Genomic DNA, 24876 nt, shown 5'->3' on the forward strand with positions numbered 1-24876 from the left:
TATTTATATAACAAAAAAGATCGTCTGGTTGCATCAAAATGTGCAACCAGACGATCTTAGTAACCAATATATATTACCGTAGACTCTAAGCTTTGCGGCCTATCCTTTCGAATAGTGTGCTAAAAATATTTTCTATTATTTTTTTGTTTCATTTTCCTTTTGAACCAAATATTACTATACCGTCTGGACGGTTTTAATTCAACACTCTATACAATTGTTCTATTATTCTAATAAAAAAAAACAATTCAACACTGGATTAAATAACCAACGGTGAATTGTTTTATATTATATAGTTTGTATATTCTATTTATAAGAAGAAGAGATAAGAGCTCGAATCACTTTTTCTCTTAATTCGGGGCTTATTCTTCCAACCCCTAAACATTCCGAATACCATAACCCATCTGCTGCTAATCTAATAATTGTGGCACAAACCGAATCCATCTCATCATTTTCTATTTTATTTTGTAGTTGCTGAAATGATTTTTGTAATGGCTCAAGTAATTCAGGTTTTAGCATTATTGCTGCCATCATACTACTACACAACTCTTCTGTTCTTCTCTCATTACTTAATCTTTCCTCTACAAAAGAACGAACCCACCTTCCTTTCCTCTCTGAGTCTTCTGCTACTTTATTGTGAATAGCACCCTGATAATCCTCTACCCCTTTGAGTATCATAGCCTCTATTAAAGCTTCTTTATTTGAAAAGTGATACAATAATCCACCTTTACTTACACCTGCCTCTTTTGCTACTGCTTCTAAAGTTAACTTAGCTACTCCTTTAAATTGAACAATTTGAGAAGCGGCGGCTAAAATTTTTTGCCGTGTTATGCTCGTGTTCATTCCTTTTTAAACCCTCATTTCTACTAATTCTATCTAAATACGTATTTTATTTTTAATATTGTTGAATACTACTAGATATTTTTTATTCAATATAGGCTTCATTACATTTGAATTGTTAGTTGCTTCTTCTATTAAAAATTTCCATATCATCCAATATGATAACATTAAATACACTCCGTAGACTATACATCTATACATTTATATAAATCCCTAATATTCCCATGAATGTGAAATACAATTTTAACGAGTCGATTTCCTATCCTTTAGTTTTCAAGCATTTTTCGACGCTGGTCTTCCTACCACCCTATCAGCTTTATTGTTTTATTTTATAAGACGGTGCCAATTCTTTAATCACTAAATAAAAAATGTTATTACTTCTCTTTCTATAAGTAATAACATTTTCTACCTATAAACCACTTAACAAATTTCTCTCCAACTAGCATCCTTCACATCTTCACTAGTCGGCTTTCTAACTGATCCAACGAAACATTCCTCGCAAGCACCAAACGCAATGAAATTTCTCTGCGCTTGTCTTAACGAGGGCTCATTTGCTCCGCCTTCAAAGTCATGATCGTTAAACTGAACAGGATCATCTTCCCAATAACATATGTTACAGATTTCATATGTACCTGGTGGTTCTTCTTCTAACGTTTTATATCCGCAGCATGGACAAGTGTATTTCATATAATCACCTTATTTCTCTTCATATGTAGTCCTGCTTACTAAAAATGTAATAGAGCAAATGACAGTTAGTCCCATAAAGTACATCATTACAACAATACGCGTATTTTCATATATTGTAGGGAACCCGTCAGATATAACTTCATAACCAAAAACAATACTTATAGCTAAGAGAATATATAAAATTAAGGATGGAATAAAATGTAGCTTTACAGGTAAAATAACACACCTAAACAATATCTCCCCAAGAAGACAGCCAACTAAAACAACAGGGATTCCAATTATCAAAGTAGCAGCCAACATGTTGGCCATAGCAATAAAAAGATTCGTAAAAATAGAAAATAGCCCTCCTTCGAAAATCCCCTTCTCATCGTATATTTGAACTATCGTCATTGAAATAAATAAACTTAATAAAGAATGGGAATACGGAATTAAAAATTTCCTCAATCATGCTCACCTCACTTTTCCCTTCACATATATTATTCATTATTTTCTATCATTTTCACATGAAAAAATACCCCTCTATGATAAAACATAGAGGGAAGAATTTCTATATAAAGTGAAGCTTTAATCAGCCCGCATCAATCGGGCGTTTACGGGCAGCCCGACTCCCACCTAACTTCTTTGCTCCACCTGAATTTTGATGTGGGAGTTTTACTGCCCACAAATAGCGGGATAAAAACCTATACCTTATCCTGAAGTGAACCCGAAAACAGAAAACATATCAAAACACCTAAACCGTCTGTTCCCTATATTCTTTAAGGGACAAGTGGTTTAGGTGGTTTATTAGAAAGTAGTACCTTCTTTTTTATAATATTCTTTTGAAATCTCTTCATAAAATGCTGCCGATGTCGCGTAGAAATAAGGTGCTAACCATAAGAAACCGATTCCTATAGTAAGAATACTTAAAATGAACCAGCCAAGGAAACTTAAGCATAGTAAAAAGTAATCCATTTTATGTCCATTCATCATACGGCGACTTTCGGTAATTGCTTGATTCGCTGTGTATTCTGGACGATCATTCAAAATAAAATACGTCATAGAATAAGAAAATGATTTAATAATACCCGGAATAATAAGAAGTAATGTCCATAGCATCAAGTATACATACATTAGTAAATATGTTAAAAACGACTTCATAAGCTTACTTCCATCGCTAAACCATCTAAATAAATCACCAATGCGAGCACTAGTCTCACGGATTACATTTAAAACAAGATAGTAGGCGCCTATTGTTAACGGACCAATAACAAGCATTGCAATAATACTTACTGTAAGCGAATCACTTGCTTCTTCCCAACCCCAAAGCATCGAGAAAACACCTGTAATTAGAAGTTCAACAGCTCCAATAAGGATTCCAAGTAATAAGGTTGCCCCTACCGCTAATCCCCATTTTCCTTTTAATGCATCAAGTGCTTCTCTTTTCAACTGACTTATCATATATAACCTCCTAATATTATTTCTATATTAGTATACCATTTATATCAAAAATTTCACGAATTTCCCTGAAATAGAAAGGTACTACCTTTTTTTCTGATACGTATTGAGAAATGTGAGCTGTAGTTGCACCCATATATGAATCAAACTACTCATTTCTCCATAACAAAAAAGCCTGCCTTTCATAATAGGCAAGCTTTTTTAAATTAATCCTCACATATTCTCTTCTTATACCAATCCTGCATTCTCTCCGCATCTTCTACTCTCGTATGCTCTAGTTTATAATTCGATGATGCACTAGAAAACGTATACGTACATAAATCCGCTCGGCGCTGGAAATATGATTGTGTTTTTTCAATTGATTGGACGTGTCTTCTTCTTACAAGTCCTGTATGTTTCCCAATACTACGATGTATAATCGTAATTTGTTCTCCGTTTACGCCGTAACCATTTGTTTTAAATGTTGCGTATCCAAGTGTAAAGATGAGGATAGCTAGCGGTAACAACGCCCACATGATGAAATACTTTTCAAAGTATATGCCTATCCCAGTAAGCGGGATTGCTAGCATTGCGAAGAAAATGAAACTATCAATTAAATAACGGCGCAAGGCTGCTTTTGGTAATGCAATAATGTTTGTATTCAGTTCATATGGCAATTGTAAATGAGCGAGTAACTCTTGCACACGATCTTTTCGAATAATCGGATGCAGCGTAACTTTGTCTTTCTCTTCTCCCAATCCCTTACTTTGAATGACTTCGACTTGCACAGCACAATAACCGAACATCTGACGGAAAATACCTTCTTTTATCGTAATCCCTTGAATGCGGTGTAACTTTAGTACAAGTTCTTTCCTTTCAAGTAATCCTTGAGAAATACGCACTTCATCGTTTTTTCGATTTACTGTGAAATTACCATGTTTTAACGCGTAACCAATTGTAGATATAATCCACGAAAGGACGAGTAAAATAGCTACCATGTAAATCCAGCCGTATATATCATGATCCATTACATACGACTCTACGCTATTTTTTATCCATTTCGGAATGTACTCATCTACTTGGTGATACACGAAAAAGATTAATGAGAATAATAATCCAAATTGACCGGATGTAACAGATGCTAATAAAATTTCTTTCAAAGTTAATTTGTACTCTGTCGCTTGCTTTTCCTCTGTCATAGCTTCTTTTTCTACTACTTCTTCTGATGTTTCTTCTGCTTTCACTTCTGGAGTTGGCTCATTTAGTAAGGAAATAAGCTCCTTCGCCTCATCTTCCGTAATACCAGCTAAGCTAACTTCTGCATCATCGCCTCCGCCAGCTGTTTCGATCTGAATTTTCTTCAAACCGAGCATTTGATATAACACGTTAGAACTTGTATTAATCGTTTGAACACGTTCTTTATTTAAGTAACTCTCTTTCTTCACGAAGAGCCCTTGTTTCACATGTAATACGTTATTTTCAACCCAGTATGTTGTGTAATACCATTTTTCAAACGCTGAAAAAATAGTAAGTAAACCGAATCCAGCGGGAATTAAATACCAAAATGGGAACTTTCCATTTAAACTAAACATGAAAATAAGTAATGGTATAAAATCTGTTATTTTTAATTCTAATAACATCGTAATGGGATGCTGCCTCTTATACATCCTCATCACTCACTTTCGCTAATTCTGCGATTCTCGTTTTCAGCATTTCTGCTTCATACATCGTTAAGCCTGGAATACTATGAGAAGTTGCTGCTGTTGAAATATGTAATTCTGCTAATCCATGTTTTCTCATAATTGGCCCTTGTTCAATTGTCACGTGCTGTACACGAATCATCGGTACTAATACGCGCTTTACTACGAAAAGACCGTGCTGAATTTCAAGCTCTTCTTCATTTAATTGATAGCTATAATAACGCTGACGTAGTTTCGGGAATACAAAGTACGAAAATGGTGCTAGCGCAACTGTTAGCCCAACCATCACATACAAAATCCACGCCCACCAATCAAACTTTATCATGAGGAACAGGTAAGCTAAAATGACGAGAATACCGATCCCTTCTTCAATTACAGCACGAACTTTCCACACCTTGACCATGTCAGGATGAATTTCATTTTTCAATGGATCCATGTAACCACTCCAAATCTATTAATCTAATATATGAATTGTCTCAATCTATATTTTACATAACTTTACATAAAATTGAAAATTTATTATTTATCCGTTTTTTTCTCAGGAATAAAATATCCGAACCAAAGGAGCCAAACTAAACTAATTAATGCGAGCCAACCTTTATCCGCTTGGAAAGCTTCAATCATACCTGGAATTTTATACACTCCCACAAATCCAAGAAAACCGAGCCACCAGTTTTTCTGCATTTTCATTTTTATTCCCCCTCCTTCATTACGTTTTTCACATTTTGAATCCAAATTTCTTTATACTTTAACTGGAATCCTATTAATATGTAATTACTCATATTATCAATAACGAGCGCTAATGTATGCGCGTTTTCTTCAGTTGCATGTTGTGACACAACACCAAGTTCCGCGCCTTGCCTTAATAAATCGTGGAATCCATTTAAGAAATCTTCTTGTATTTCAAATAAGCGTTTCTGGTACTTTTCATTTCGCGTTGCCGTTACGATGAATTCATTTATAACGCGTAATATGCCTTCTTGACCTCTATACTCCGACAACATATGTAAACCATCTGCGATTAACTTTTCTGCAAAGTTTTCTTTCGTATATTGGTCTTTATCGAAGTAATTCACGAAATAATATCCAGAAAAAATCTCTTCAAATAAAAAATCAACTAGCGCTTCTTTAGACGGAAAATGATAATAAATAGCTGGCTTTGATATGCCTACTTCTTTCGCAATCATTGAAAGACTCATCTTCTCAATGCCATGCTCTGCCATTAGTTTAAATGATGCATCTACAATGTGCTGCGATGTTTGTAAATTTTTTGTCATACTGTACCTCTTCTATTTTTACTTACCGGTCGGTAAATAAATTGTAAAATGAAAATGAATGATTTGCAAGTTAATTAGAGTTTTAAAAGGAACTTCTTGATGAACCTAGAAAAATATAAAGTAAAAATAATGTATAACGATAAGGAGGATTTTCATATGGGATCTGGCGGTAAAGGTGGTAGCGGCGGTGAAGATGGCAAAGATGGTAAGAGCGATAGTAGTGGGCTTTTATTACTCATTCTGCTCTTTATCGTATTCATTATAATTGGAGCTAGTTATAGTGTGTTTAGCTTCTAAGAAAAGACACAATTCAGTTAGTTATAGTAGCGTAGAAAACTTAAACAGAGATTAAAATTTTCCTTCTTAAGGTTTCTTCACCAGTAAGGGCACACAAAATAGAAAGCCCCGGTTATATTTAACAGCCAGCGCTTTCTATTTTCAGTATTCTTATAATGCTTCATCTATATTTCCAACTCGCACACGTAAATCGTTATTGATCATCCACAATAATATACGCTGTTCTAATTGGCCCATGCACACCTACGACAAGGTTCATTTCAATATCCGCGCTATTTGATGGACCCGAAACGAAGTTCACACAAGCCGGCAAGTTTTCTCCCGCTTTATTTTGATTATGGATCAGTTTTGTAGCTTGGGTTAATCTTGGCACAATCGTACTTTTAGGAACGATTGCAATATATGACTCCGGAAGAAGACTCACATGTCTTCCTTTTAACCCGTCATTAAATAGTACAACGGTTCCTGATTCTGCCAAAGTCATATCACTGAACGTAATGCCAAGGTCAGCAGCTTTCGCAAATTTTATGTCCTCTTCTTTATGTTCTAATCCCCATGTACGAAAATGTGTTGTACCTTTATTGCTGAAACATGGCGTAAGACCATACTCATTAAAGCGCTCATCATTCGAACATATAACAGATTTGATATTCCATTCTTTTATAAAAGACCCCAATGTTTCAACAAGATTTTCCTTTGTTGTTCGCTTTACTTCTGTATGAATAACTTCGCAGTGCTCTATTAACTTTAATACAAGTTCATCTTGCGCCAGTCCGTCAAAAACATCCCACTGCGGGGAAAAAGACCAGTTCGGTTTTTTCACTGCTTCTGGACGTTTCCTACCAAGCTTTTCTGATAACTGGAGTAAAAATTCCTCACGATTTTGGATGGCCATCATTGTTCTCCTTTTCGTGTTTTTCAAACCACTCTCGAAACGGTTGTTTTTTCGGAACTGGAAAATCTCTCGCATCCGTCCAAGCTTTTAACGGCCCAATTCCACGCTCGATCTTATCCCCTTTTGCAAGAGGTTTTAATGCATACGGAGCGCTCTTCGCTGCAAAAGAAAATAGTCTAGGACTCTTCACCGCTTTTTCAAAACCTTTCATAGCCACGTTCCAAGCTACAGGTGATTGTTTTTCTTCTACAATGCGGCCGCGATGTTTAATTAATAAGTCATGTAACGGGATTTTCACTGGACACGCTTCTGTACAAGCACCACAAAGGCTAGATGCGTAAGGTAAATCCTTATATTCATCATATCCCCCTAAAAGCGGTGTCAACACAGCTCCAATTGGTCCTGGATAAATAGAGCCATATGCATGTCCACCAATATGCCTGTATACAGGACACACATTAATACATGCCGCGCAACGAATGCACTGAAGGACACTTTGGAATTCTGTTCCTACAATATCGGAACGGCCATTATCAACAATGACTAAATGAAATTCCTCAGGTCCATCTGTTCCGCCAGGCTCAGTTAATCCTGTAATATAACTTGTTAACTTTTGTCCTACAGAACTTCGGCATAGAAGTGTTACTAAAACATCAAGCTCTTCCCACGTCGGAACAATACGTTCCATCCCCATAACTGTAATCAACGTTTTTGGAAGTGTCGTAGTAAGTCTTGCATTTCCTTCGTTCGCTACGATAGAAATTGACCCAGACTCTGCAACAGCAAAGTTACATCCAGTCACTCCTATATCCGCTGCAAAAAAATCATCACGTAAATATGATCTTACAAACCTCGCCATTTCCGTAGGATCAGATGTTCCCGTATAATCTAACTTTGTTTTAAATATTTCACAAATGTGTTCTTTATCCTTGTGAAGACACGGAACAACAATATGCGAGGGAGGATCGTGGTCGTTCACTTGTAGAATAAATTCAGCAAGATCTGTTTCTAACACTTCTGCTCCAGCTTCTTCAATCGCTTCATTTAAACTAATCTCTTCTGTTACCATCGATTTTGATTTCACAATTTTTTTCGCATTTTTCTTTTTTACAATCTCTTTTACATATTCCCTTGCGTCTTCTGCAGTCTTTGCGAAATAAACAAAACCACCGTTTTCCTCAATATTTTCACTTAGCTGATGTAAATAATAATCAAGGTTTTCTAATGTATGCTTTCGAATTTCTTCTCCTAAAGCTCGCCATTCCTCCCAATTCCCAAGACTCTCAGTAGCTTTTAATTTCTTGATTCTAAGACCATCTTGCGCTTTCCTGACAGCCTGTCGCATAAATTGATCCCCAATGCCTGTTTTAGTACGCTTATGAAAGGGATCGTTCCCAATTTTCATTCCCATCTCTATATCCCCCCTTGTTTTCGATCTTCATTTAATACTTGAGCAATATGTTTTACATCAATTGGATAACCATTACGTGTTAAACGTCCTTTTATATTCATTAAGCAGCTACAATCCATCCCAATTAACACTTCCGCACCGGTTTCCATAATATGCTTTACTTTTTCCTCAACCATTTGCTCAGAGATTTCTGGCATTTTCACTGAGAATGTCCCTCCAAATCCGCAGCAATCATAATTATGCGGTAGTGAAACAACTTCCAGTCCCTTTACACATTTTAATAATTTTTGCGGTGGTTCCTTAATCCCCATTAACCGGCTCATATGACAAGATGTATGAACCGTTGCTTTTTTATGAAGCTCCGCACCTAAGTCTTCTTTCCCTAATACTTCAACGAGAAATTGTGTAAATTCATACGTTTTATTCGCAAGTTCAGTAGCTTTTTTCTTCCACTCCGCTTCACTGTCAGAAAATAAGGTAGAAAACTCGTGAACCATCATCGCGCACGAACCCGATGGTGCCACAACATATTCTGAACTGGCAAAGGTTTCAATCATATGTTTTGCCGCTGTTTTCGTTTCTTTCAAATACCCGCTATTATAGGCAGGTTGGCCGCAGCAAGTTTGGCTTTTAGGAAAATCAACTTCACAGCCTAAATCTTCAAGAATTTCGACGACATCACTTCCGACCTCTGGATAAAAAACATCTGCCACACAAGTGATAAAAATTGATACTTTCATATTTGCACCCCTAAATACAGTAAAGTAATCTCAAGTAACTCTATTTGTATATTATTGGTAAAAAGATGAAAAATATGAATAAAAATAACAAAAAGCACCCTAAATTACACATGTAGGGTGCTTTCTTTTTAATTTCTATTCAGCAATCGCATACGATAACAATTCATCGTCACTTCTCCGAGTCTTTGCAGTAATTGATAGTTCGCATATGCGCCGACTGGGGCACCGATGATTGGAACGAGTTGAAGCATTTTTGCTAAATCGATATAGTCTCGGTATTCTGTTTGGAACTTTTCCCAGTCCATATGATTTTCTTCTTCTGTATCCCACGTTTCAATCGCTTTCCATACTTCTTTTCGGTAATCGTCACTTGAAAAAGCAAGCTGGAAAACGTGAAGAATAAAAAGGCGCTCTTCTTTTTTACTCGTATCAAATCCGTACAATGTTGCTGCATCGAATAAAAATTTTATTTTAATAGTAAGTAATAACGGGAAATCGGCAAGGCCAAGGAGAATACCACCTGCTCCTGTTCCTGCCCCTTCTGCCGCTGCGACTTTTTTATATTCGTCCATTTTTTTACGTACTTCATCATCTCTTCTTTGCAGTGACCAGTTCGTTTCTTTTAGCTTCGGTTTTATGAAGTTTGATCCAGCGCTAATTGTTTGCACCATCATCCGAATCGTTTCTGTTAGTACCTTTTGCACTTTCGCGGGCACTAGTTGTTGCACTTTCACCTGCACTTTTTTAGAGAACCGTGTCATCATAGAAGAATCTTTCATGAATGTAGCTTTCCACTGCTCCAATTCTTTTATAACCTTCTCTTCATATGTAATCATAGGTTCATTCCTTTCAGTTTAAACGCTCAATTCGCTTTGCACCGTATTGATAAACGAAACCAATACTAAATAATATGCTTACTACAAATAAAATGCCGGTCATTATGAAATCTTTCGTCGCAAGTGCAAATATAATTGTAAATACAACGCTACCAATGATAAGAATCGCATTTAATAAAGTAAGGAAATCTCTCTTCTTCTCGTCTCCCCCTACCGGATATAAATCAAGCCAAACTTTCATACGGTGATGTTTCCAAAGGGTTAAGAGCTGGTAGCCGATTAAGTATAAGAAAACAAGGCTTACGATAAAACGTCCATATAAAAATGGGATAAAGTAAAGAATGACTCCACCAAGAACGAGTAAACGCACATATAATCCGAAATAGTTACCCGATCTTAAAAATGTTCTCGTATATAAGTATAAATATGTACGTTTCTCACCGATCATCGAAAGAATGAAATCAAGCCATTTCCTACGTGATACTCTCTCTTTTAACGCTGGTACATCAACGAACATATTCGCAATGCGGTATAGCAGCATCATTTTTTTACCTTCTTCAGAAATTAAATACTCCCAGTTTAGCGGCTTTCCCTTCACCTTTTGATGCATAAAAGCAAGGTATAGCGCCATTAAAAAGACAATCACACCGGTAAAAATGACTGAAGTACGTTCTACAAGGACGTACACAAATATGCCGTTTAAAATAAAACGAATAAACCAATCCGCTCTTTGTACATTTTGATCTGTTAAAAATGATTTTTCCCACGCTACGAATAAATTCCACGCTTTTACAATGACAAACGCGATTACAATCCATATGTAATTGGCACCTGTTTGTTTCATTTGCTGGAAGTATAACGGGGCAAGCGCAGCGGCTACCATTGCGATTATGTATAACTGAATCATAAACGTAAAGAGAAATGCCTTCGTAAAGTAAGGCTTTAACTTTTCTTCAACTGGAAGCAAATACACGAGGTCTGCTTCTTTTAATAACGTTTGGACTGACCCAGCTGTTAATACGAGGCCAAGTAAGACTGCCATAACAATCGCTGTCGGAAACGAAGGTGTTAACGTTTGTAACCATTGCTGGTAATAATACGCTCCTGCGCCGATGATAAATACGAAAATAAATTTCAAATGATCATTAAATACGTATTTACTATATGTACGAACTTCTTTTAGAAAGTGCCGAAATCGTTCTTTCCATAACGCTGTGCTATTCATAATCTTCTTCCTTCGTTAACGCAATATAAATATCATCAAGCGTTGCACCAGGCATATTAAACCCGGATTGAAGTTCTGATAATGTTCCCATCGCTCTCACTTCACCTTGATGCAAAATAATGAATGAATCACAATAGCGCTCTGCTGTCGCTAAAATATGTGTACTCATTAAGATGCCCGCACCACTCTTTTTCATTTGATCCATCATTTGAAGAAGTGATTGAATCGCTAACGGATCAAGCCCAACGAAAGGTTCGTCCACAATGTAAAGTGATGGTTCAACTAAAAATGCACTCATAATCATCACTTTTTGTTTCATCCCTTTTGAGAAATGAGACGGAAACCATTTCAAACGATTTTTCATGCGAAACTCTTGTAATAGTTGTCCTACGCGTTCTTCATATTGTTTTTCATCTACACCGTACGCCATCGCTGTTAATTTCAAATGCTCTTCTAACGTTAACTCATCATATAATACTGGCGTTTCTGGAATGAAGGAGAAACTAGAACGGTACGCTGTCATATCATCACGAATTGTTTTCCCATTAATTGTGACAGTTCCTTTTTTCGGCTCCATTAAACCGATGATATGTTTAATTGTCGTACTTTTCCCGGCTCCATTTAAACCGATCAAGCCAACAAGTTCGCCTTTATTAACAGAGAACGAAACATTTTGCAGTACAGGTCGTTTCGTATATCCTCCTGTAACATTTTCTACACGCAATAACTCGCTCATACGACACCACTTTCTTTATTTATATTCATTCTCTTTTGTAAGAAATGTATATATTCATCTTACCAAAAATCATGGTGCACTACATAGTATCGATGCCTTCAAAAAAAAATTTAAATTTCTTGGCATATATTTTTACGAAAGCGGACATCATAATTAGTGAAGAAGGAACACATTGAAAAAGCAACCACCAATTGATGAGTACAACAACATAGTGAAGTCATCATGAAATGGGGTGTCCAAGTTGGACAATGAAATTTACACATAACCAGATAATTTGTTTCATTTTCGAAACGGGGTGTCTCCGAAAGAGCATATACTGTTTTAAAAAATAAACAATTTCATTTTAAAAAAAGATTGCAATTCATTTCACTTGAAAATGGGGTGTCTACGGCAGAAACTTTAGCCGATTTACCGTGCATTTCTTATATAAATGAGGTGTCTGCGAACCGTAAATTATAAAAAATGCTTTTTCAATCCCTCTTCAGAAAACAGGAAGCTGAGTCAGCTTCCTGTTTTTCGTGTTTGTTCTCCTATGTAATTATGGTAAAATACGGCTAAGACTATTTGAAAGGATGAGATCGATGAATCATACAGCGGACAATTGTATTTTTTGTAAAATCATTGACGGGCAAATCCCTTGCTCAAAAGTATACGAAGATGAACATGTACTTGCATTTTTAGATATTAGTCAAGTAACAAAAGGACATACTCTTGTTATTCCGAAAGTACACAAACAAGACATTTTTGCGTTAACGCCAGAAATCGCATCACATATTTTTGCTGTCGTTCCAAAAATCGCAAATGCAATGAAAGCAGAATTTAATCCAGTTGGTTTCAACCTACTTAACAATAACGGCGAGAAAGCTGGACAAACTGTATTCCACTTCCACCTTCATTTAATTCCACGCTACGGTGAAAACGATGGTTTCGGTGCTGTTTGGAAATCACACCAAAATGAATACACAATGGAAAATTTACAAAACATCGCAAGTACAATTGCAAATAGTGTGAAATAGTGCCACTATAATAAGAAGTAATACATAATAAGCCTATTCCTCTGGCATTTATTGTATGGCTTCTTTCTTCACAAAAAATGCCGGAGGTATGATTTTTTGTGCATAGCATGTACAAGAGAGAAAAGCTCACTTTTCTTCCCCTTGTCTTAAAGATATGCACACTTTTATACATCATGAATACGAACGAAAAATAAGGAGGTTTCCTTTTATGTCAAAAGCTAAATCCTTTATTACAGGTGTACTTTGCGGCGGAGCAGTTGCTGGACTAGCCGTTCTTTTCTCAACTCCTTCTTCTGGTAAAGCTATGCGCGGTAAGCTGAAAGAAAAAGGAACTGATATTAAAAAAACATTAGCTGATATTACAGCTGATACGAAGTTATTAAAGCGTCAAATCGTTGAAACTGCTTCAGAAGGTAAAGAAGTATTCCAAGAACTAAAAGACGATATGCATGACACGCTTTCTAACTGGAAACAAGATATTTCTCAAAACAAACGACATATTGAAAAAGAAATTTTAGACATTCAAAAGTCAATTGAGAAACTACAAGAAGCCGTTCCAGAAAAAGCGTAAACATATTCCTGCTTAGTTTTTTGCATATAACAAATATTTTTCATACGAATTGACCTTAACACGGCATATCACATAGATATGCCGTGTTTTTATGCATTTACAATATATGTTATCCCTTAACATGTAAAGACAACACATGTATTCTTGACTCATAAAACGCTTCCATAGTTATGCATGATTTGTATAGAATGTTATTTTTCCGAAAAATTTTCACAATTCTCACAAAAAGACTTTATTAATTTTTATTTTACTGGCATAATAGATAATAATGAAAAAAGAATGTTAAAGTGGGTGAGTAAATGAAAAGTGGAGAAAAAAATTACTCGGTAAAAGAAGCGATGATTTTCAGCCAACGTATTGCTCAATTATCGAAAGCGTTATGGAAATGCGTAGAGAAAGATTGGCAACAGTGGATTAAACCTTACGATTTAAACATTAATGAGCATCACATTTTAACCATCGCTTATCATTTAAAAGGGGCTTCTATTTCTGAGATTGCTAAGTTTGGAGTTATGCACGTATCAACGGCGTTTAACTTCTCTAAAAAGCTTGAAGAACGTGGCTATCTTATATTCTCAAAAAAAGAAGATGATAAACGAAATACGTACATTGAAATTACAGACAAAGGGGAAGAATTACTACTTCGCTTAATGGAGGAGTATGATCCTGAAAATAATTCTGTTTTTAATGGGGCACTTGAACTTCGTAATTTTTACGGTAAGTTCCCAGAAAATATCGAACTGATTGCAATCCTGCGTAATATTTACGGACAAGACTTCATCGATATTTTTGAGAAATCATTAGAAGATATCGAGGAGAACTTTACGGAATCCGATCAAAAGTTAGTTAAGAAATAATCTATTTATCCTTTCGCAATCATGCGTAAGAATTCATTCATAAGTGGCACAAATAAGCCCTGTTTTGCTAGCGCTTCCGCAGTTTCGTGTACTTCGAGCTGATGTGGAAGCGCTTTTTCAAATTGATCTAATAGCGCATCAAACAATAGAAGGCCTTCTGCTTTCTCCACTACATATTGTTCGTTCAGTTTTTCACAAAGTTTTAGTATACGTTCAATGTCTTTTTTACGAGCTTTTTTCTTTATGATTAAAGAATAAAATGGACACTTTTCTTCATCAATCATTTTAAATAGTAGGTCTACGTAGTATTCAGCTTGTTCTAGTCTTCTTACAACGTCCATTTTCTCCCTCGCTTCCTAACACAAAGTCTTCTATTTCTGAATTTTGTAACACGAACAAAATATCGTATGATACAATATATAAAGTATATGTATTTTAGCCAAAAGGAGGTCTCGCCTCATGACTCTTATAACCGTTGTTTTTGTTGCATTCGCACTTCTTGTTATATTTTACACGAATTTCATGACACATACACTGTGTGAGCGAAAACAAATATCTGCGAGCCGCCAGCCCGGTGTCTTTCGAGTTATTAATGTATGTATTACCATTCTATTAATTTCTAGTTATGTAGAAATTATATTTCATGGAAAGTGAGGAAGGAAGCCCCCTCCTCATTTTTTTCCTCTATAAGCAAATTATACCTACTATAACTAATAAAATAAACAGTACAAGTAATAAAATAAGTTTTGAATTCATCCCCCATCCCCTCCTCTTTTCTGTATATGCGACATGCGCCCAATATGGTACCCTTTCAAAATCTGACACAAACTGGTTAAAATTTCTTTATCAATAGGAAAACCCGTCGAAATATGATATATTAAATTTTGTACATATTGCTTATACTATGAAATAAACGACACGCATCTAAACTTTATCCTAAAGCCTCGGTAAGCCCTGTTAAGCGTGCTTTTACATATAAAAAAAGCAAAGACATCAGTGAGACTTAATCAGGTTCTTATGAACGAAAATAACCTATCATAAGGCGTTTCTTCATTCGTATGGGATAAATTAAAAATACATAATAGTAGGAGTGTTTATTGAATGAAGAAAGCTATGCTTGCCTTAGCCGCAACAAGTGTAATCGCATTATCAGCATGTGGAACATCATCATCAGACAAAATTGTTACATCTAAAGCTGGTGACATCACTAAAGAAGAGTTCTACAATCAAATGAAGACACAAGCTGGTAAACAAGTACTAAATAACATGGTTATGGAAAAAGTACTTATTAAAAACTACAAAGTCGATGAAAAAGAAGTAGACAAAAAGTTCGATGAAATGAAAAAGCAAGTCGGTGACCAATTCGATACACTAATGAAACAACAAGGCCTTAAAGAAGAAACAGTTAAAAATGGCGTTCGCGCTTCATTAGCTCAAGAACAAGCGATTGAAAAAGCAATTACTGATAAAGACTTAAAAGCAAAATTTGAGGACTATAAGCAAGAAATTAAAGCAAGCCATATTCTTGTAAAAGATGAAGAGACTGCAAAAAAAGTGAAAGAAGAACTTGCACAAGGTAAATCTTTCGAAGAGTTAGCGAAAAAGTACTCTGAAGATCCAGGTTCAAAAGAAAAAGGTGGAGACTTAGGATTCTTCGGACCAGATAAAATGGTAAAAGAATTCGATGAAGCTGCTCGTAAGCTGAAAAAAGATGAAGTAAGTGAACCAGTAAAAACACAGCATGGTTACCATATCATTAAAGTAACTGAGACTCATGCTGACGCAACTTTCGATAAAGCAAAAGCTGACATCAAAAAAGAAGTAGTTCAAGAAAAAACACAAGATGCTCAATTTATGAATGATCTTATGATGAAAGAAATCAAAAAAGCTGACGTAAAAGTTGACGATAAAGATTTGAAAGATCTTTTCGAAGAGCCAAAAGCTGACGCTAAAAAAGACGAAAAGAAATAATGAAGTGAAAAAAGCTTGGGTAGCCCCAAGCTTTTTTATTTTGTAGTAGTTTTTTTGCCGATAAATCGATATACTCCCTCACCTTACTCCATTCAACACAAAAAAACCTTGGTTTCGTGCAACACGAAACCAAGGTTTATCTTATTATCATTGATTAAATTAAAAAACTATGGTAAATTAGTACAGAAACGCATTCACTAAAAATAAAAGAATGTATTTATCCGTATCTTAATTGTACACCAAAACACATCTTCAGTCAACCTCTATTTTTCACTTTTAAAGGAGTGCTTACGTATGACCAAAAAACTTGATCAAGAGCAAAAACGATTGGATAACGTAATAGAAACGATTACGGAGCAAATTGATAAACTGGAAAGCGAAACTGGCAGACGCCGGGCAGAAGTAATCAACATTCGCAAACACTTCTGGGATGATGTTAAAGTTAACACTGATACTTTTGACGATTATCTTGAAACAGTTATCAACTTAAGACAACAAGCTCAGTCACTAGCCGTAACACAAATTACCCATAAGCACACCTTTAATCGACTTGCCGCACTACGCCGTATGCATAAAGCACCTTACTTCGGACGAATTGATTTCAAAGAAGAAGGCGAATCTGGCGCAGAACAAATTTATATCGGGGTGGCTACACTTACCGATGCAAGTGGAGAAAACTTTCTTATATACGATTGGCGCGCACCAATTTCAAGTGTTTACTACGATTATCCACCAGGACCGGCTGAATACAGCACACCAGGAGGCGTAATCTGCGGCAATGTGGAGAAGAAATTACAATATATTATTCAGAATGGCGAGATTGATTCCATGTTCGATACGAGCCTCACAATTGGAGATGAAATTCTGCAACAAGCGCTCGGAAAAGGAACAAACAAACATATGCAAAGTATCGTTGCTACTATCCAGCGCGAGCAAAATGAAATTATCCGTCACGATGAAGGGCGACTACTTATCGTTCAAGGAGCTGCTGGTAGCGGTAAAACGTCAGCTGCCCTACAGCGAATCGCCTACTTACTATATAAATATCGCGAATGGCTAAAAGCAGATCAAATCATTCTCTTCTCCCCTAACTCCATGTTCAACAGCTACGTATCTAACGTACTGCCAGAACTCGGTGAAGAGAATATGCAGCAAGTTACATTCCAAGAATATTTAAACCATAGACTAAGTAAGTCATTTGATGTTGAGGATCCTTACGAGCAATTAGAATATATGCTAACTGAAACGAATAGCGCAAATTATAAAACTCGAAATGCGAGCATTCGATTTAAAGCATCTACTCAATTTTTCGAGATGATTAGAGCATACAGACAATCTCTTGAATCTTCAGGCATGCTATTTAGAGGAATGAAATTTAGAGGAAAACTGATTGCCTCTGCTAAAGAAATTACAGAGCAATTTTATAATACTGATTCCTCCCTCCGCTTCCATAATAGAATCGAGAAGTTAACGGATTGGCTAAACAAACAAATAGACACAATTGAAAAAACAGAACTGAAAAAGCCTTGGGTAGAAGAAGAAATTGAACTACTTAGTAAAGATGAATATCAAAAAGCTTATAAATACTTACAGAAAAAAGGCGAGTTTGATGACAACTCCTTTAATGATTATGAAAAAGAAACGAAAGTACTCGGTCGTATGATTGTCCGTAAAAAATTAAAACCGTTACGTAAAGGCGTTCAAACGCTACGTTTTATCAATTTTACAGGCATATATAAACAACTCTTCACAGATGCATCATGGGTTACTGGCGAAAAGCCTAAAGAATGGGACGAAATTTGCTCATTAACTGTGAACATGCTTGATGAAGGAAAGCTACATTACGAGGATGCGACTCCATTTTTACTTTTAAAAGAATTAATTGAAGGCTTCCAAACGAACAGATCAATTAAACACGTACTTGTAGACGAAGCACAAGATTATTCTCCGTTTCAGTTCGAGTTTTTAAAACGTCTCTTCCCTGCCGCAAAAATGACAGTGCTCGGAGACTTTAACCAAGCGATATTTGCCCATGCGAGTGAAGCAGTGAATTTCAATACACTTACTAGCTTATACGGACCAGATGAAACGAACGGCATTAACTTAACTCGTAGCTATCGTTCAACAAAACCGATTATTGAATTCACACGCTATCTCGTACCGGAAGGAAAGAATATTAACGCCTTTGAACGTGACGGCGAGAAACCTACAGTAACTAAAGTTTCGGATTACAGTGAGCTGCATGATCATATCACTTCCAAAGTCGCAGAACTACAAAAACAACAACATAATACGATCGCAATTATATGTAAATCCGCGGCTGAAAGTGCTGCTGCCTACGAAGCACTCAGTCATATCGAGAATATTAAACTTGTGAAAAGTAACTCAGCCGAGTATGAGCAAGGCATTGTCGTTATCCCTGCTTATTTAGCGAAGGGTATCGAATTTGATGCTGTTATTATTTACGACGCTTCTAAAGATGTGTACAGCGATGAGAGCCTACGCAGATTGTTCTACACCGCTTGTACGCGCGCGATGCATGAATTGCAGCTTTATAGCGTTGGTGAGGTTAGTCCTTTTGTAACAGGGGCTGCTTCGGAGAGTTTTAAATGTATAACGAAAACACCTTGATTTTTATCAAGGTGTTTTTTTCATTCTAAACGACATATCTTTACGTCGATATACACTTAGCACGATCCCCATTAAAAGCGCATGAAATAAAGTTGGTGTTACTCCATAACTAATAAAAGGTAATGATATAGAAGCAATCGGTAATAATCCTACGATCATGCCAACGTTATAAATGAACTGGACTACAAAAAGAGTCATTCCTCCAACGAGAAGCAATTTACCATACCGATCATTTATTTTATAAGATATGATTACTAACCTCGCTACAAAAAGAGAAAGAATTAAAACAAGGACCAAGGCAAGGAAATACCCGTAATAGTAAGTCAAACTTGCAAACACAAAATCAGTATCTGGAGCAGGGATGAACTTTGTATCTCCAGATGTACCAAACCAACCTGCTGACGACATTACCTCTTTTAAACGTACATACATAAAGCCTGCGCCCCCTGCATCACGCTCTGGGTTTAAATATCCTAAAAATCTATCCAAATGATATCCTGTTACTGAAGACCAGGAAAAGGATACCCTTATAATCAATAAACAAATTGGTACAATTGTAATAATCAATGCTTTTTTCTTTCCTAACTTACTCCACCAAAGCATAACAAATATCATCGTGATATAAATAAAAATTGTTGAAAGGGTTGATACAATGAAGAATAAATACAAAGAAAATAAATACAAAACCACGAGATGTATAACCTTTAACCTACCGTTATTGAAAAAAGAAGCCCAAGCTAGAAAAAAGAACGGCACTGCCATTAAGCAGTCAATTGCAATGGGACCAATTTTTATTAACGGTTCGCCAGCCATCGAAGCGTTTGGAAAACAGTATAGCATTAACAGGATAAGTACTCCGATTGTATAAAACAGCCATCCGAGTCTTTCTAACTTCCGATAATCAATCAGCATCATCCCAAGAGCTGCTACAACACCGAGAATAACAAATATCAACTTATTCATTATTACATCATTCGTATATCCAAAAGCTAAAACTGGCAAAAACCCTAACCCCATAGCAGCCACTAACAAAATAATTAAGAACCAATCAACCTTTGGTTTATGAAGTTTGTTAAGTTCCCGGCCAAGTTTAATTGGACTTCCCATTTGTTCAACAGCTTTGTCTTCAGCAACTTCCTTACTTAACCCTTTATCCATCCACATATTTTTCGCTTGCTTCAAGTGAAAATCTAGTTCAGTAGCGACGAAGCTCTTTGCTTCTTTTGATTTAATATGATTAGTAACTTCTTTTAAAAAACGCTCCCCTTTTTTATTCAATTTCGCATCACTCCTGTACTAATCCTTTTAATATAAATCGCGCCTTCGTAGAATCTTTTTCTGCCTTTCGTAGCATCTTTCTTCCTTTATCATTTAATTGATAATATTTAGCTCCTGAATGATCCCAACTTGATTGGATAAAACGATTCTGTTCTAGATGATGTAATACAGTATATAAAAAACCTTCATTTCCTTCGAATTTTCGAATCCCTCTCCCTCTTAGTAGCTGTGACAATTCGTATCCTGTTTTTTCATTACTGAGGAGTTGTAAAATCGCTAACGAGATGTCCTCTTCCTTTTCGTGTGATGCATTGATTTTTTCGCGCACCCGCTTTCGGTGTTGATCAGAAAAACTCAAATGTTTAAACGTTGTATTCTCCATTGATTTTCGCAGGCCTTTTAATCGATCTTCCATTTGATTATTCCTCCAATCCTTTCTTCAAAAGCTCCTTCGCTTTTTTCAGTCTCGTTTTTATCGTGTTTTCTTTCACTTCTATTACAATAGCAATCTCTTTAATTGATAGTTCTTCATAATAAAATAGATAAATGACTTCTCGATATTTTATCGGTAAATTCATTACTGCAGAAGCCAATTCACGATCCTTCGCATTTTGAATAACAGTTTGTTCGACACTATCATTTTGAACCCCAATATAAGCAGCTTCATCCTCTGTCACGATCACCTTTTTGTTATACCAACTTTTTATGTAGTCCTTACAATGATTAATCGCAATTCTCCACAACCACGTTTTCACATTCGATTTCCCTTTGTATGTATGAAGAGATTTATAACATTTCACAAATATATCTTGCGTTAAATCCTCAGCGACTTCTTTATTATTCACATATGAAAACACAAGCTGTAAGACTTCTTGTCCATACTTGTTCATTATTTCATCGATAAGGAGTTCCTTATCTTCTATTTCAAACGCTTCTACCGTTAATTCATCCACATCATTTCCTCCTTCCCACTTATTAGACGACGCACTGTATGGAAAAGTTTTATAAATACATAAAAAAATACGGATAGTAATGTTCATACCGTTTTTCGAAACCTTAATTTTTCTTTACTAAGAGTAAACCTTTTATTATGATACAACACTTTATATTCACTTATAGTCAAAATTTTAGTGCATTCATAATAAAACAAAAACCACCTAAAGGCTCCCCTTCAGGTGGTTCTCTATTTTACGCTAACGCCGCCGCTTGTTCTTGTTGATCTACAGGAATTACAGCATCTCTTAACGCTTTTTCTAATTCAGCTGTGTATTTCATTTGCTCTTCTTTGCTCCAGCCTAGTTTCGCAGCCATGTAGTTGATTACTGCTTCTTTCCACTCGTATACCCAGTGGATGTTGAAGAATACAGCGCCTCTGCGGCGTACGAAGAAGTCAACTGGTTTCGCTGTCATTTCGTAATCCATTGCGTATACAAGCGGGATTAGAACGTCTAGCGGCATGTTGTATTCTTTCGCTTCGTCTTTATGTTTTTTCGCTAAGTCAAACAGTACGTCAACGTTAGAGCCGTAGAATTTCGCGAATTTTTCCGCTTGTGCTGTCGTTAAACCATATTTCGTACCTTCGCCTGCTTTTTTCGCAACAAATGCCGGGAATCCGTGTGAACCACTTACATGACCACCAGAGATTGGCATATGTTTCGTATCACTCTTCTTATATGCGCTATGGCCTTCTTTTTGTAATAGATTCGTTACGTAGTCTACTACCATTTCAGCCATTTTGCGGTATCCTGTTAATTTACCGCCCGCGATTGTAATTAAACCAGATTCAGAAGTCCAAATTTCATCTTTACGAGAAATTTCAGATGCATTCTTACCTTCTTCATAAATTAGCGGACGTACACCAGCCCAGCTTGATTCCACATCTTTTTCTGTAATTTTCACGCTTGGGAACATGTAATTAATCGCATTAATGATATATGTGCGATCTTCTGTTGTCATGTGTGGTACAGCTGCGTCTTTATCATAGAACGTATCTGTTGTACCTACGTACGTTTTTCCTTCGCGAGGAATCGCGAACACCATACGTTTATCTGGTGTATCAAAGTAAATTGCTTGCCCTAATGGGAACCGTTTTTGGTCAATTACTAAATGCACACCTTTTGATAACTGAAGTACTTTCCCTTTTTTAGAGTTATCTTTTTCACGAAGTGTATCTACCCAAGGACCAGCTGCGTTTACAATTTTCTTACCGTAAACTTCATACACTTCTCCGTCTAGTAAATCGATTACACGTACACCGCATACTTTTCCATCTTTATATAAGAAACTGTCTACTTTTGCGTAGTTAACAGCTTTCGCACCATGTTCAATCGCTTCTTTCATTACTTCAATTGTAAGACGCGCATCGTCTGTACGATATTCTACGTAGTAACCGCCGCCTTTTAATCCTTCTTGTTTTACAAGAGGTTCTTTATTTAGCGTTTCTTCACGGTTAAACATCTTTCTGCGCTCGCTTCGTTTTACACCTGCTAAGAAGTCGTATACACGAAGACCAATTGATGTACTGAATGACCCGAACGTGCCGCCTGTATGGAACGGAAGTAACATCCACTCCGGTGTTGTTACATGGGGACCGTTCTCATATACGATCGCACGCTCTTTCCCCACCTCTGCTACCATTTTCACTTCAAGTTGTTTTAAATAACGTAAACCGCCGTGTACAAGTTTCGTTGAACGACTTGATGTACCTGCTGCAAAGTCCTGCATTTCAAACACAATTGTTGATAAACCGCGTGTTGCCCCATCTAATGCAATACCAGAACCAGTAATACCTCCACCAATTACGATCACATCTAACTCTTGTTTATTTACTCCGTTTAATACGTCTTTACGTTGTTTACTTGAAAATTTCATGGTAATTCCTCCCTTTGATAACGAAAAAAGAGACCACAAGCTCCGCTATAGATTTCGCCTCTATAGCGTGTTGTGGTCTCTCCAAATCTCCTACCGAATTATTAACTTGTCATCATTATAACACTGTTTATGATTATTTGAAAGCTTTAGTTGCTTCAATTGCTTTTTTCCATCCAGCATATAGCTCTTCGCTTGTTTCCGCTTCCATCGTTGGTTCAAAGCGTTTGTCCATATGCCACTGTGCTTTAATTTCATCTTGGTTTTTCCAGTATCCAACCGCAAGACCAGCTAAGTATGCTGCACCTAAAGCTGTCGTTTCATTGATCACTGGACGCTCTACAGGAACGTCTAAAATATCACTTTGGAACTTCATTAAGAAGTTATTTTTAACTGCCCCGCCATCAACGCGTAATGTGTTCAGTTCAATACCTGAATCTGCTTCCATTGCGCATAGTACATCTTTCGTTTGGTATGCTAAAGATTCTAGCGTTGCACGAATGAAATGCTCTTTCGTCGTACCGCGTGTTACACCAAACATAGCGCCGCGTACTTCACTATCCCAATACGGTGTACCTAGTCCTACGAATGCCGGTACTATGTATACACCTTCAGTTGATTCAACACGGCTAGCGTACACTTCGCTCTCGCTCGCATCTTTAAACATACGCAGTCCGTCACGTAACCACTGAATTGCAGAACCAGCTACGAAAATACTTCCTTCTAATGCGTAATTCACTTTACCATCTAAACCCCATGCAATTGTTGTTAATAGGCCATGCTCAGAAGCTACTGCTTTTTCGCCTGTGTTCATTAACATGAAACAACCAGTTCCGTAAGTGTTCTTCGCCATACCTTCACCGAAACAAGCTTGTCCAAATAATGCTGCTTGCTGGTCACCAGCTACACCTGCGATCGGTACATTTTGACCGAAGAAGTGATAATCAATTGTTTCTCCATATATTTCAGATGATTGACGTACTTCTGGAAGCATGCTCTTTGGTACTGTTAACATGTCTAGAAGCTCATCATCCCACTGTAAGTCGTGAATGTTAAACATTAATGTGCGTGATGCATTTGAGTAATCTGTTATGTGCGCTTTACCGCCAGACAATTTCCATACAAGCCATGTATCAATTGTTCCGAATAATAACTCGCCGTTTTCTGCTTTTTCTCTTGCACCTTCAACGTTATCTAAAATCCATTTTACTTTCGTACCAGAGAAGTATGCATCAATTAAAAGACCTGTTTTTTCGCGAACCATCTCGCTATAACCTTTTTCTTTTAACTCATCACAAATTTCAACTGTTTGACGAGATTGCCATACGATTGCGTTATAAATTGGTTTTCCAGTCGTTTTATCCCATACAACCGCTGTTTCACGTTGGTTCGTAATACCGATACCAGCGATTTGTTCTGGCTTCACATCTGCTTCACTTAAGCAAGTTGCGATAACTGCTAAAATAGATCCCCAAATTTCTTGTGCATTATGCTCAACCCAGCCTGGCTTTGGAAAATGTTGTGTAAACTCTTTTTGAGCTGAATGAACGATTTTTCCTTCTTTATTGAAAAGAATTGCGCGTGAGCTTGTTGTTCCTTGGTCTAATGAAAGAATATATTTTTTCATATC

27 protein-coding genes and 1 riboswitch are annotated in these 24876 nt (G+C 36.6%); of the genes, 7 read left to right on the forward strand and 20 right to left on the reverse strand.

The genetic code is table 11. The features are described 5' to 3' along the window. Nucleotides 1-38 precede the first annotated feature (38 nt). Nucleotides 39-131: riboswitch (cyclic di-GMP riboswitch) on the reverse strand. Nucleotides 132-303: 172 nt separating this feature from the next. The 8 genes from B5P40_RS07895 to B5P40_RS07925 form a co-directional block, all read right to left on the reverse strand. Then, nucleotides 304-840, reverse strand: a complete 537-nt coding sequence (locus tag B5P40_RS07895) for a TetR/AcrR family transcriptional regulator (protein WP_113709079.1) — start codon at nt 838-840, stop codon at nt 304-306. A 417-nt stretch (nt 841-1257) separates the two neighbouring features. Continuing rightward, nucleotides 1258-1524: a CPCC family cysteine-rich protein gene (locus B5P40_RS07900; RefSeq protein WP_002168957.1), complete on the reverse strand. Its 267-nt coding sequence runs from the start codon at nt 1522-1524 to the stop codon at nt 1258-1260. 9 nt (nt 1525-1533) lie between these two features. Next, complete coding sequence (locus B5P40_RS07905) at nt 1534-1968, reverse strand: hypothetical protein (protein ID WP_002087154.1); 435 nt, start codon at nt 1966-1968, stop codon at nt 1534-1536. A gap of 339 nt (nt 1969-2307) precedes the next feature. After that, nucleotides 2308-2961, reverse strand: a complete 654-nt coding sequence (locus B5P40_RS07910; RefSeq protein WP_002064126.1) for a DUF975 family protein — start codon at nt 2959-2961, stop codon at nt 2308-2310. A gap of 203 nt (nt 2962-3164) precedes the next feature. After that, complete coding sequence (locus tag B5P40_RS07915) at nt 3165-4604, reverse strand: PH domain-containing protein (RefSeq protein ID WP_113709080.1); 1440 nt, start codon at nt 4602-4604, stop codon at nt 3165-3167. Continuing rightward, a complete protein-coding gene (locus B5P40_RS07920; protein WP_002087158.1) occupies nt 4597-5073 on the reverse strand; it encodes a PH domain-containing protein in 477 nt (158 codons plus the stop codon). Before B5P40_RS07920 ends, B5P40_RS07915 begins: the two co-directional genes overlap by 8 nt. A gap of 83 nt (nt 5074-5156) precedes the next feature. Beyond that, entirely contained in the window at nt 5157-5327 is a 171-nt protein-coding gene (locus tag B5P40_RS32700; protein WP_002011131.1) for a hypothetical protein, read from the reverse strand. Between the two features lie 2 nt (nt 5328-5329). Next, complete coding sequence (locus B5P40_RS07925; RefSeq protein WP_113709081.1) at nt 5330-5914, reverse strand: TetR/AcrR family transcriptional regulator; 585 nt, start codon at nt 5912-5914, stop codon at nt 5330-5332. A 156-nt stretch (nt 5915-6070) separates the two neighbouring features. Between B5P40_RS07925 and B5P40_RS07930 the strand changes: the two genes are divergently transcribed. Next, nucleotides 6071-6211 carry a sporulation protein YjcZ gene (locus B5P40_RS07930; protein ID WP_113709082.1) on the forward strand — a complete coding sequence of 47 codons (141 nt, stop codon included), beginning with the start codon at nt 6071-6073 and terminating at the stop codon, nt 6209-6211. A gap of 193 nt (nt 6212-6404) precedes the next feature. Here B5P40_RS07930 and B5P40_RS07935 read toward each other — a convergent pair whose 3' ends face one another. From B5P40_RS07935 to ecsA, 6 genes are all read right to left on the reverse strand, one after another. After that, nucleotides 6405-7106, reverse strand: coding sequence for a LutC/YkgG family protein (locus B5P40_RS07935; RefSeq protein WP_113709083.1), 702 nt, complete (start codon nt 7104-7106; stop codon nt 6405-6407). Next, on the reverse strand, nt 7087-8517 hold the full coding sequence (locus B5P40_RS07940) for a LutB/LldF family L-lactate oxidation iron-sulfur protein (RefSeq protein ID WP_113709084.1): 1431 nt from the start codon (nt 8515-8517) through the stop codon (nt 7087-7089). The genes B5P40_RS07935 and B5P40_RS07940 overlap by 20 nt, the downstream gene beginning before the upstream one ends. A gap of 2 nt (nt 8518-8519) precedes the next feature. After that, entirely contained in the window at nt 8520-9257 is a 738-nt protein-coding gene (locus B5P40_RS07945) for a (Fe-S)-binding protein (protein WP_078204846.1), read from the reverse strand. Nucleotides 9258-9385: 128 nt separating this feature from the next. Continuing rightward, nucleotides 9386-10093 carry an ecs operon protein EcsC gene (ecsC, locus tag B5P40_RS07950; protein ID WP_002011122.1) on the reverse strand — a complete coding sequence of 236 codons (708 nt, stop codon included), beginning with the start codon at nt 10091-10093 and terminating at the stop codon, nt 9386-9388. Between the two features lie 13 nt (nt 10094-10106). Then, nucleotides 10107-11318, reverse strand: a complete 1212-nt coding sequence (locus B5P40_RS07955; protein WP_113709085.1) for an ABC transporter permease — start codon at nt 11316-11318, stop codon at nt 10107-10109. Continuing rightward, on the reverse strand, nt 11311-12054 hold the full coding sequence (gene ecsA, locus B5P40_RS07960; RefSeq protein WP_001292616.1) for an ABC transporter ATP-binding protein EcsA: 744 nt from the start codon (nt 12052-12054) through the stop codon (nt 11311-11313). The genes B5P40_RS07955 and ecsA overlap by 8 nt, the downstream gene beginning before the upstream one ends. Nucleotides 12055-12635: 581 nt before the next feature. Between ecsA and B5P40_RS07965 the strand changes: the two genes are divergently transcribed. The 3 genes from B5P40_RS07965 (at nt 12636) to B5P40_RS07975 (ending at nt 14498) form a co-directional block, all read left to right on the forward strand. Then, entirely contained in the window at nt 12636-13070 is a 435-nt protein-coding gene (locus B5P40_RS07965) for an HIT family protein (RefSeq protein ID WP_001016832.1), read from the forward strand. A gap of 208 nt (nt 13071-13278) precedes the next feature. Then, nucleotides 13279-13641 carry a YtxH domain-containing protein gene (locus B5P40_RS07970; protein ID WP_002011120.1) on the forward strand — a complete coding sequence of 121 codons (363 nt, stop codon included), beginning with the start codon at nt 13279-13281 and terminating at the stop codon, nt 13639-13641. A 299-nt stretch (nt 13642-13940) separates the two neighbouring features. Next, nucleotides 13941-14498, forward strand: coding sequence for an HTH-type transcriptional regulator Hpr (locus B5P40_RS07975; protein WP_002134805.1), 558 nt, complete (start codon nt 13941-13943; stop codon nt 14496-14498). 5 nt (nt 14499-14503) lie between these two features. Here B5P40_RS07975 and B5P40_RS07980 read toward each other — a convergent pair whose 3' ends face one another. After that, nucleotides 14504-14839, reverse strand: a complete 336-nt coding sequence (locus tag B5P40_RS07980; RefSeq protein WP_002030209.1) for a YhaI family protein — start codon at nt 14837-14839, stop codon at nt 14504-14506. Between the two features lie 118 nt (nt 14840-14957). Here B5P40_RS07980 and B5P40_RS07985 point away from each other — a divergent pair, with 118 nt between their 5' ends. From B5P40_RS07985 to helD, 3 genes are all read left to right on the forward strand, one after another. Further along, a complete protein-coding gene (locus B5P40_RS07985; RefSeq protein ID WP_000172693.1) occupies nt 14958-15152 on the forward strand; it encodes a hypothetical protein in 195 nt (64 codons plus the stop codon). Between the two features lie 447 nt (nt 15153-15599). Then, the gene (gene prsA, locus B5P40_RS07990; RefSeq protein WP_002186490.1) at nt 15600-16469 is read left to right on the forward strand and encodes a peptidylprolyl isomerase PrsA; all 870 of its coding nucleotides are present in this window, start codon (nt 15600-15602) and stop codon (nt 16467-16469) included. A gap of 294 nt (nt 16470-16763) precedes the next feature. Further along, the gene (gene helD / locus B5P40_RS07995) at nt 16764-19100 is read left to right on the forward strand and encodes an RNA polymerase recycling motor HelD (protein WP_113709086.1); all 2337 of its coding nucleotides are present in this window, start codon (nt 16764-16766) and stop codon (nt 19098-19100) included. 6 nt (nt 19101-19106) lie between these two features. On the opposite strand, the gene B5P40_RS08000 is transcribed toward helD, so the two are convergent. The 5 genes from B5P40_RS08000 to glpK all read right to left on the reverse strand — a co-directional run bounded on the left by B5P40_RS08000 (nt 19107) and on the right by glpK (nt 24873). Then, entirely contained in the window at nt 19107-20378 is a 1272-nt protein-coding gene (locus B5P40_RS08000; RefSeq protein WP_113709087.1) for an FtsW/RodA/SpoVE family cell cycle protein, read from the reverse strand. A gap of 7 nt (nt 20379-20385) precedes the next feature. After that, nucleotides 20386-20793: a PadR family transcriptional regulator gene (locus tag B5P40_RS08005; protein WP_113709088.1), complete on the reverse strand. Its 408-nt coding sequence runs from the start codon at nt 20791-20793 to the stop codon at nt 20386-20388. Nucleotides 20794-20797: 4 nt separating this feature from the next. Continuing rightward, complete coding sequence (locus B5P40_RS08010) at nt 20798-21331, reverse strand: sigma-70 family RNA polymerase sigma factor (RefSeq protein WP_002030201.1); 534 nt, start codon at nt 21329-21331, stop codon at nt 20798-20800. Nucleotides 21332-21566: 235 nt separating this feature from the next. Then, entirely contained in the window at nt 21567-23249 is a 1683-nt protein-coding gene (gene glpD, locus B5P40_RS08015) for an aerobic glycerol-3-phosphate dehydrogenase (protein WP_002030199.1), read from the reverse strand. A gap of 133 nt (nt 23250-23382) precedes the next feature. Continuing rightward, on the reverse strand, nt 23383-24873 hold the full coding sequence (gene glpK / locus B5P40_RS08020) for a glycerol kinase GlpK (protein WP_002011107.1): 1491 nt from the start codon (nt 24871-24873) through the stop codon (nt 23383-23385). Between the last annotated feature and the right edge of the window lie 3 nt (nt 24874-24876).

This window comes from Bacillus sp. SRB_8, assembly GCF_003264205.1.
Classification (GTDB): domain Bacteria; phylum Bacillota; class Bacilli; order Bacillales; family Bacillaceae_G; genus Bacillus_A; species Bacillus_A mycoides.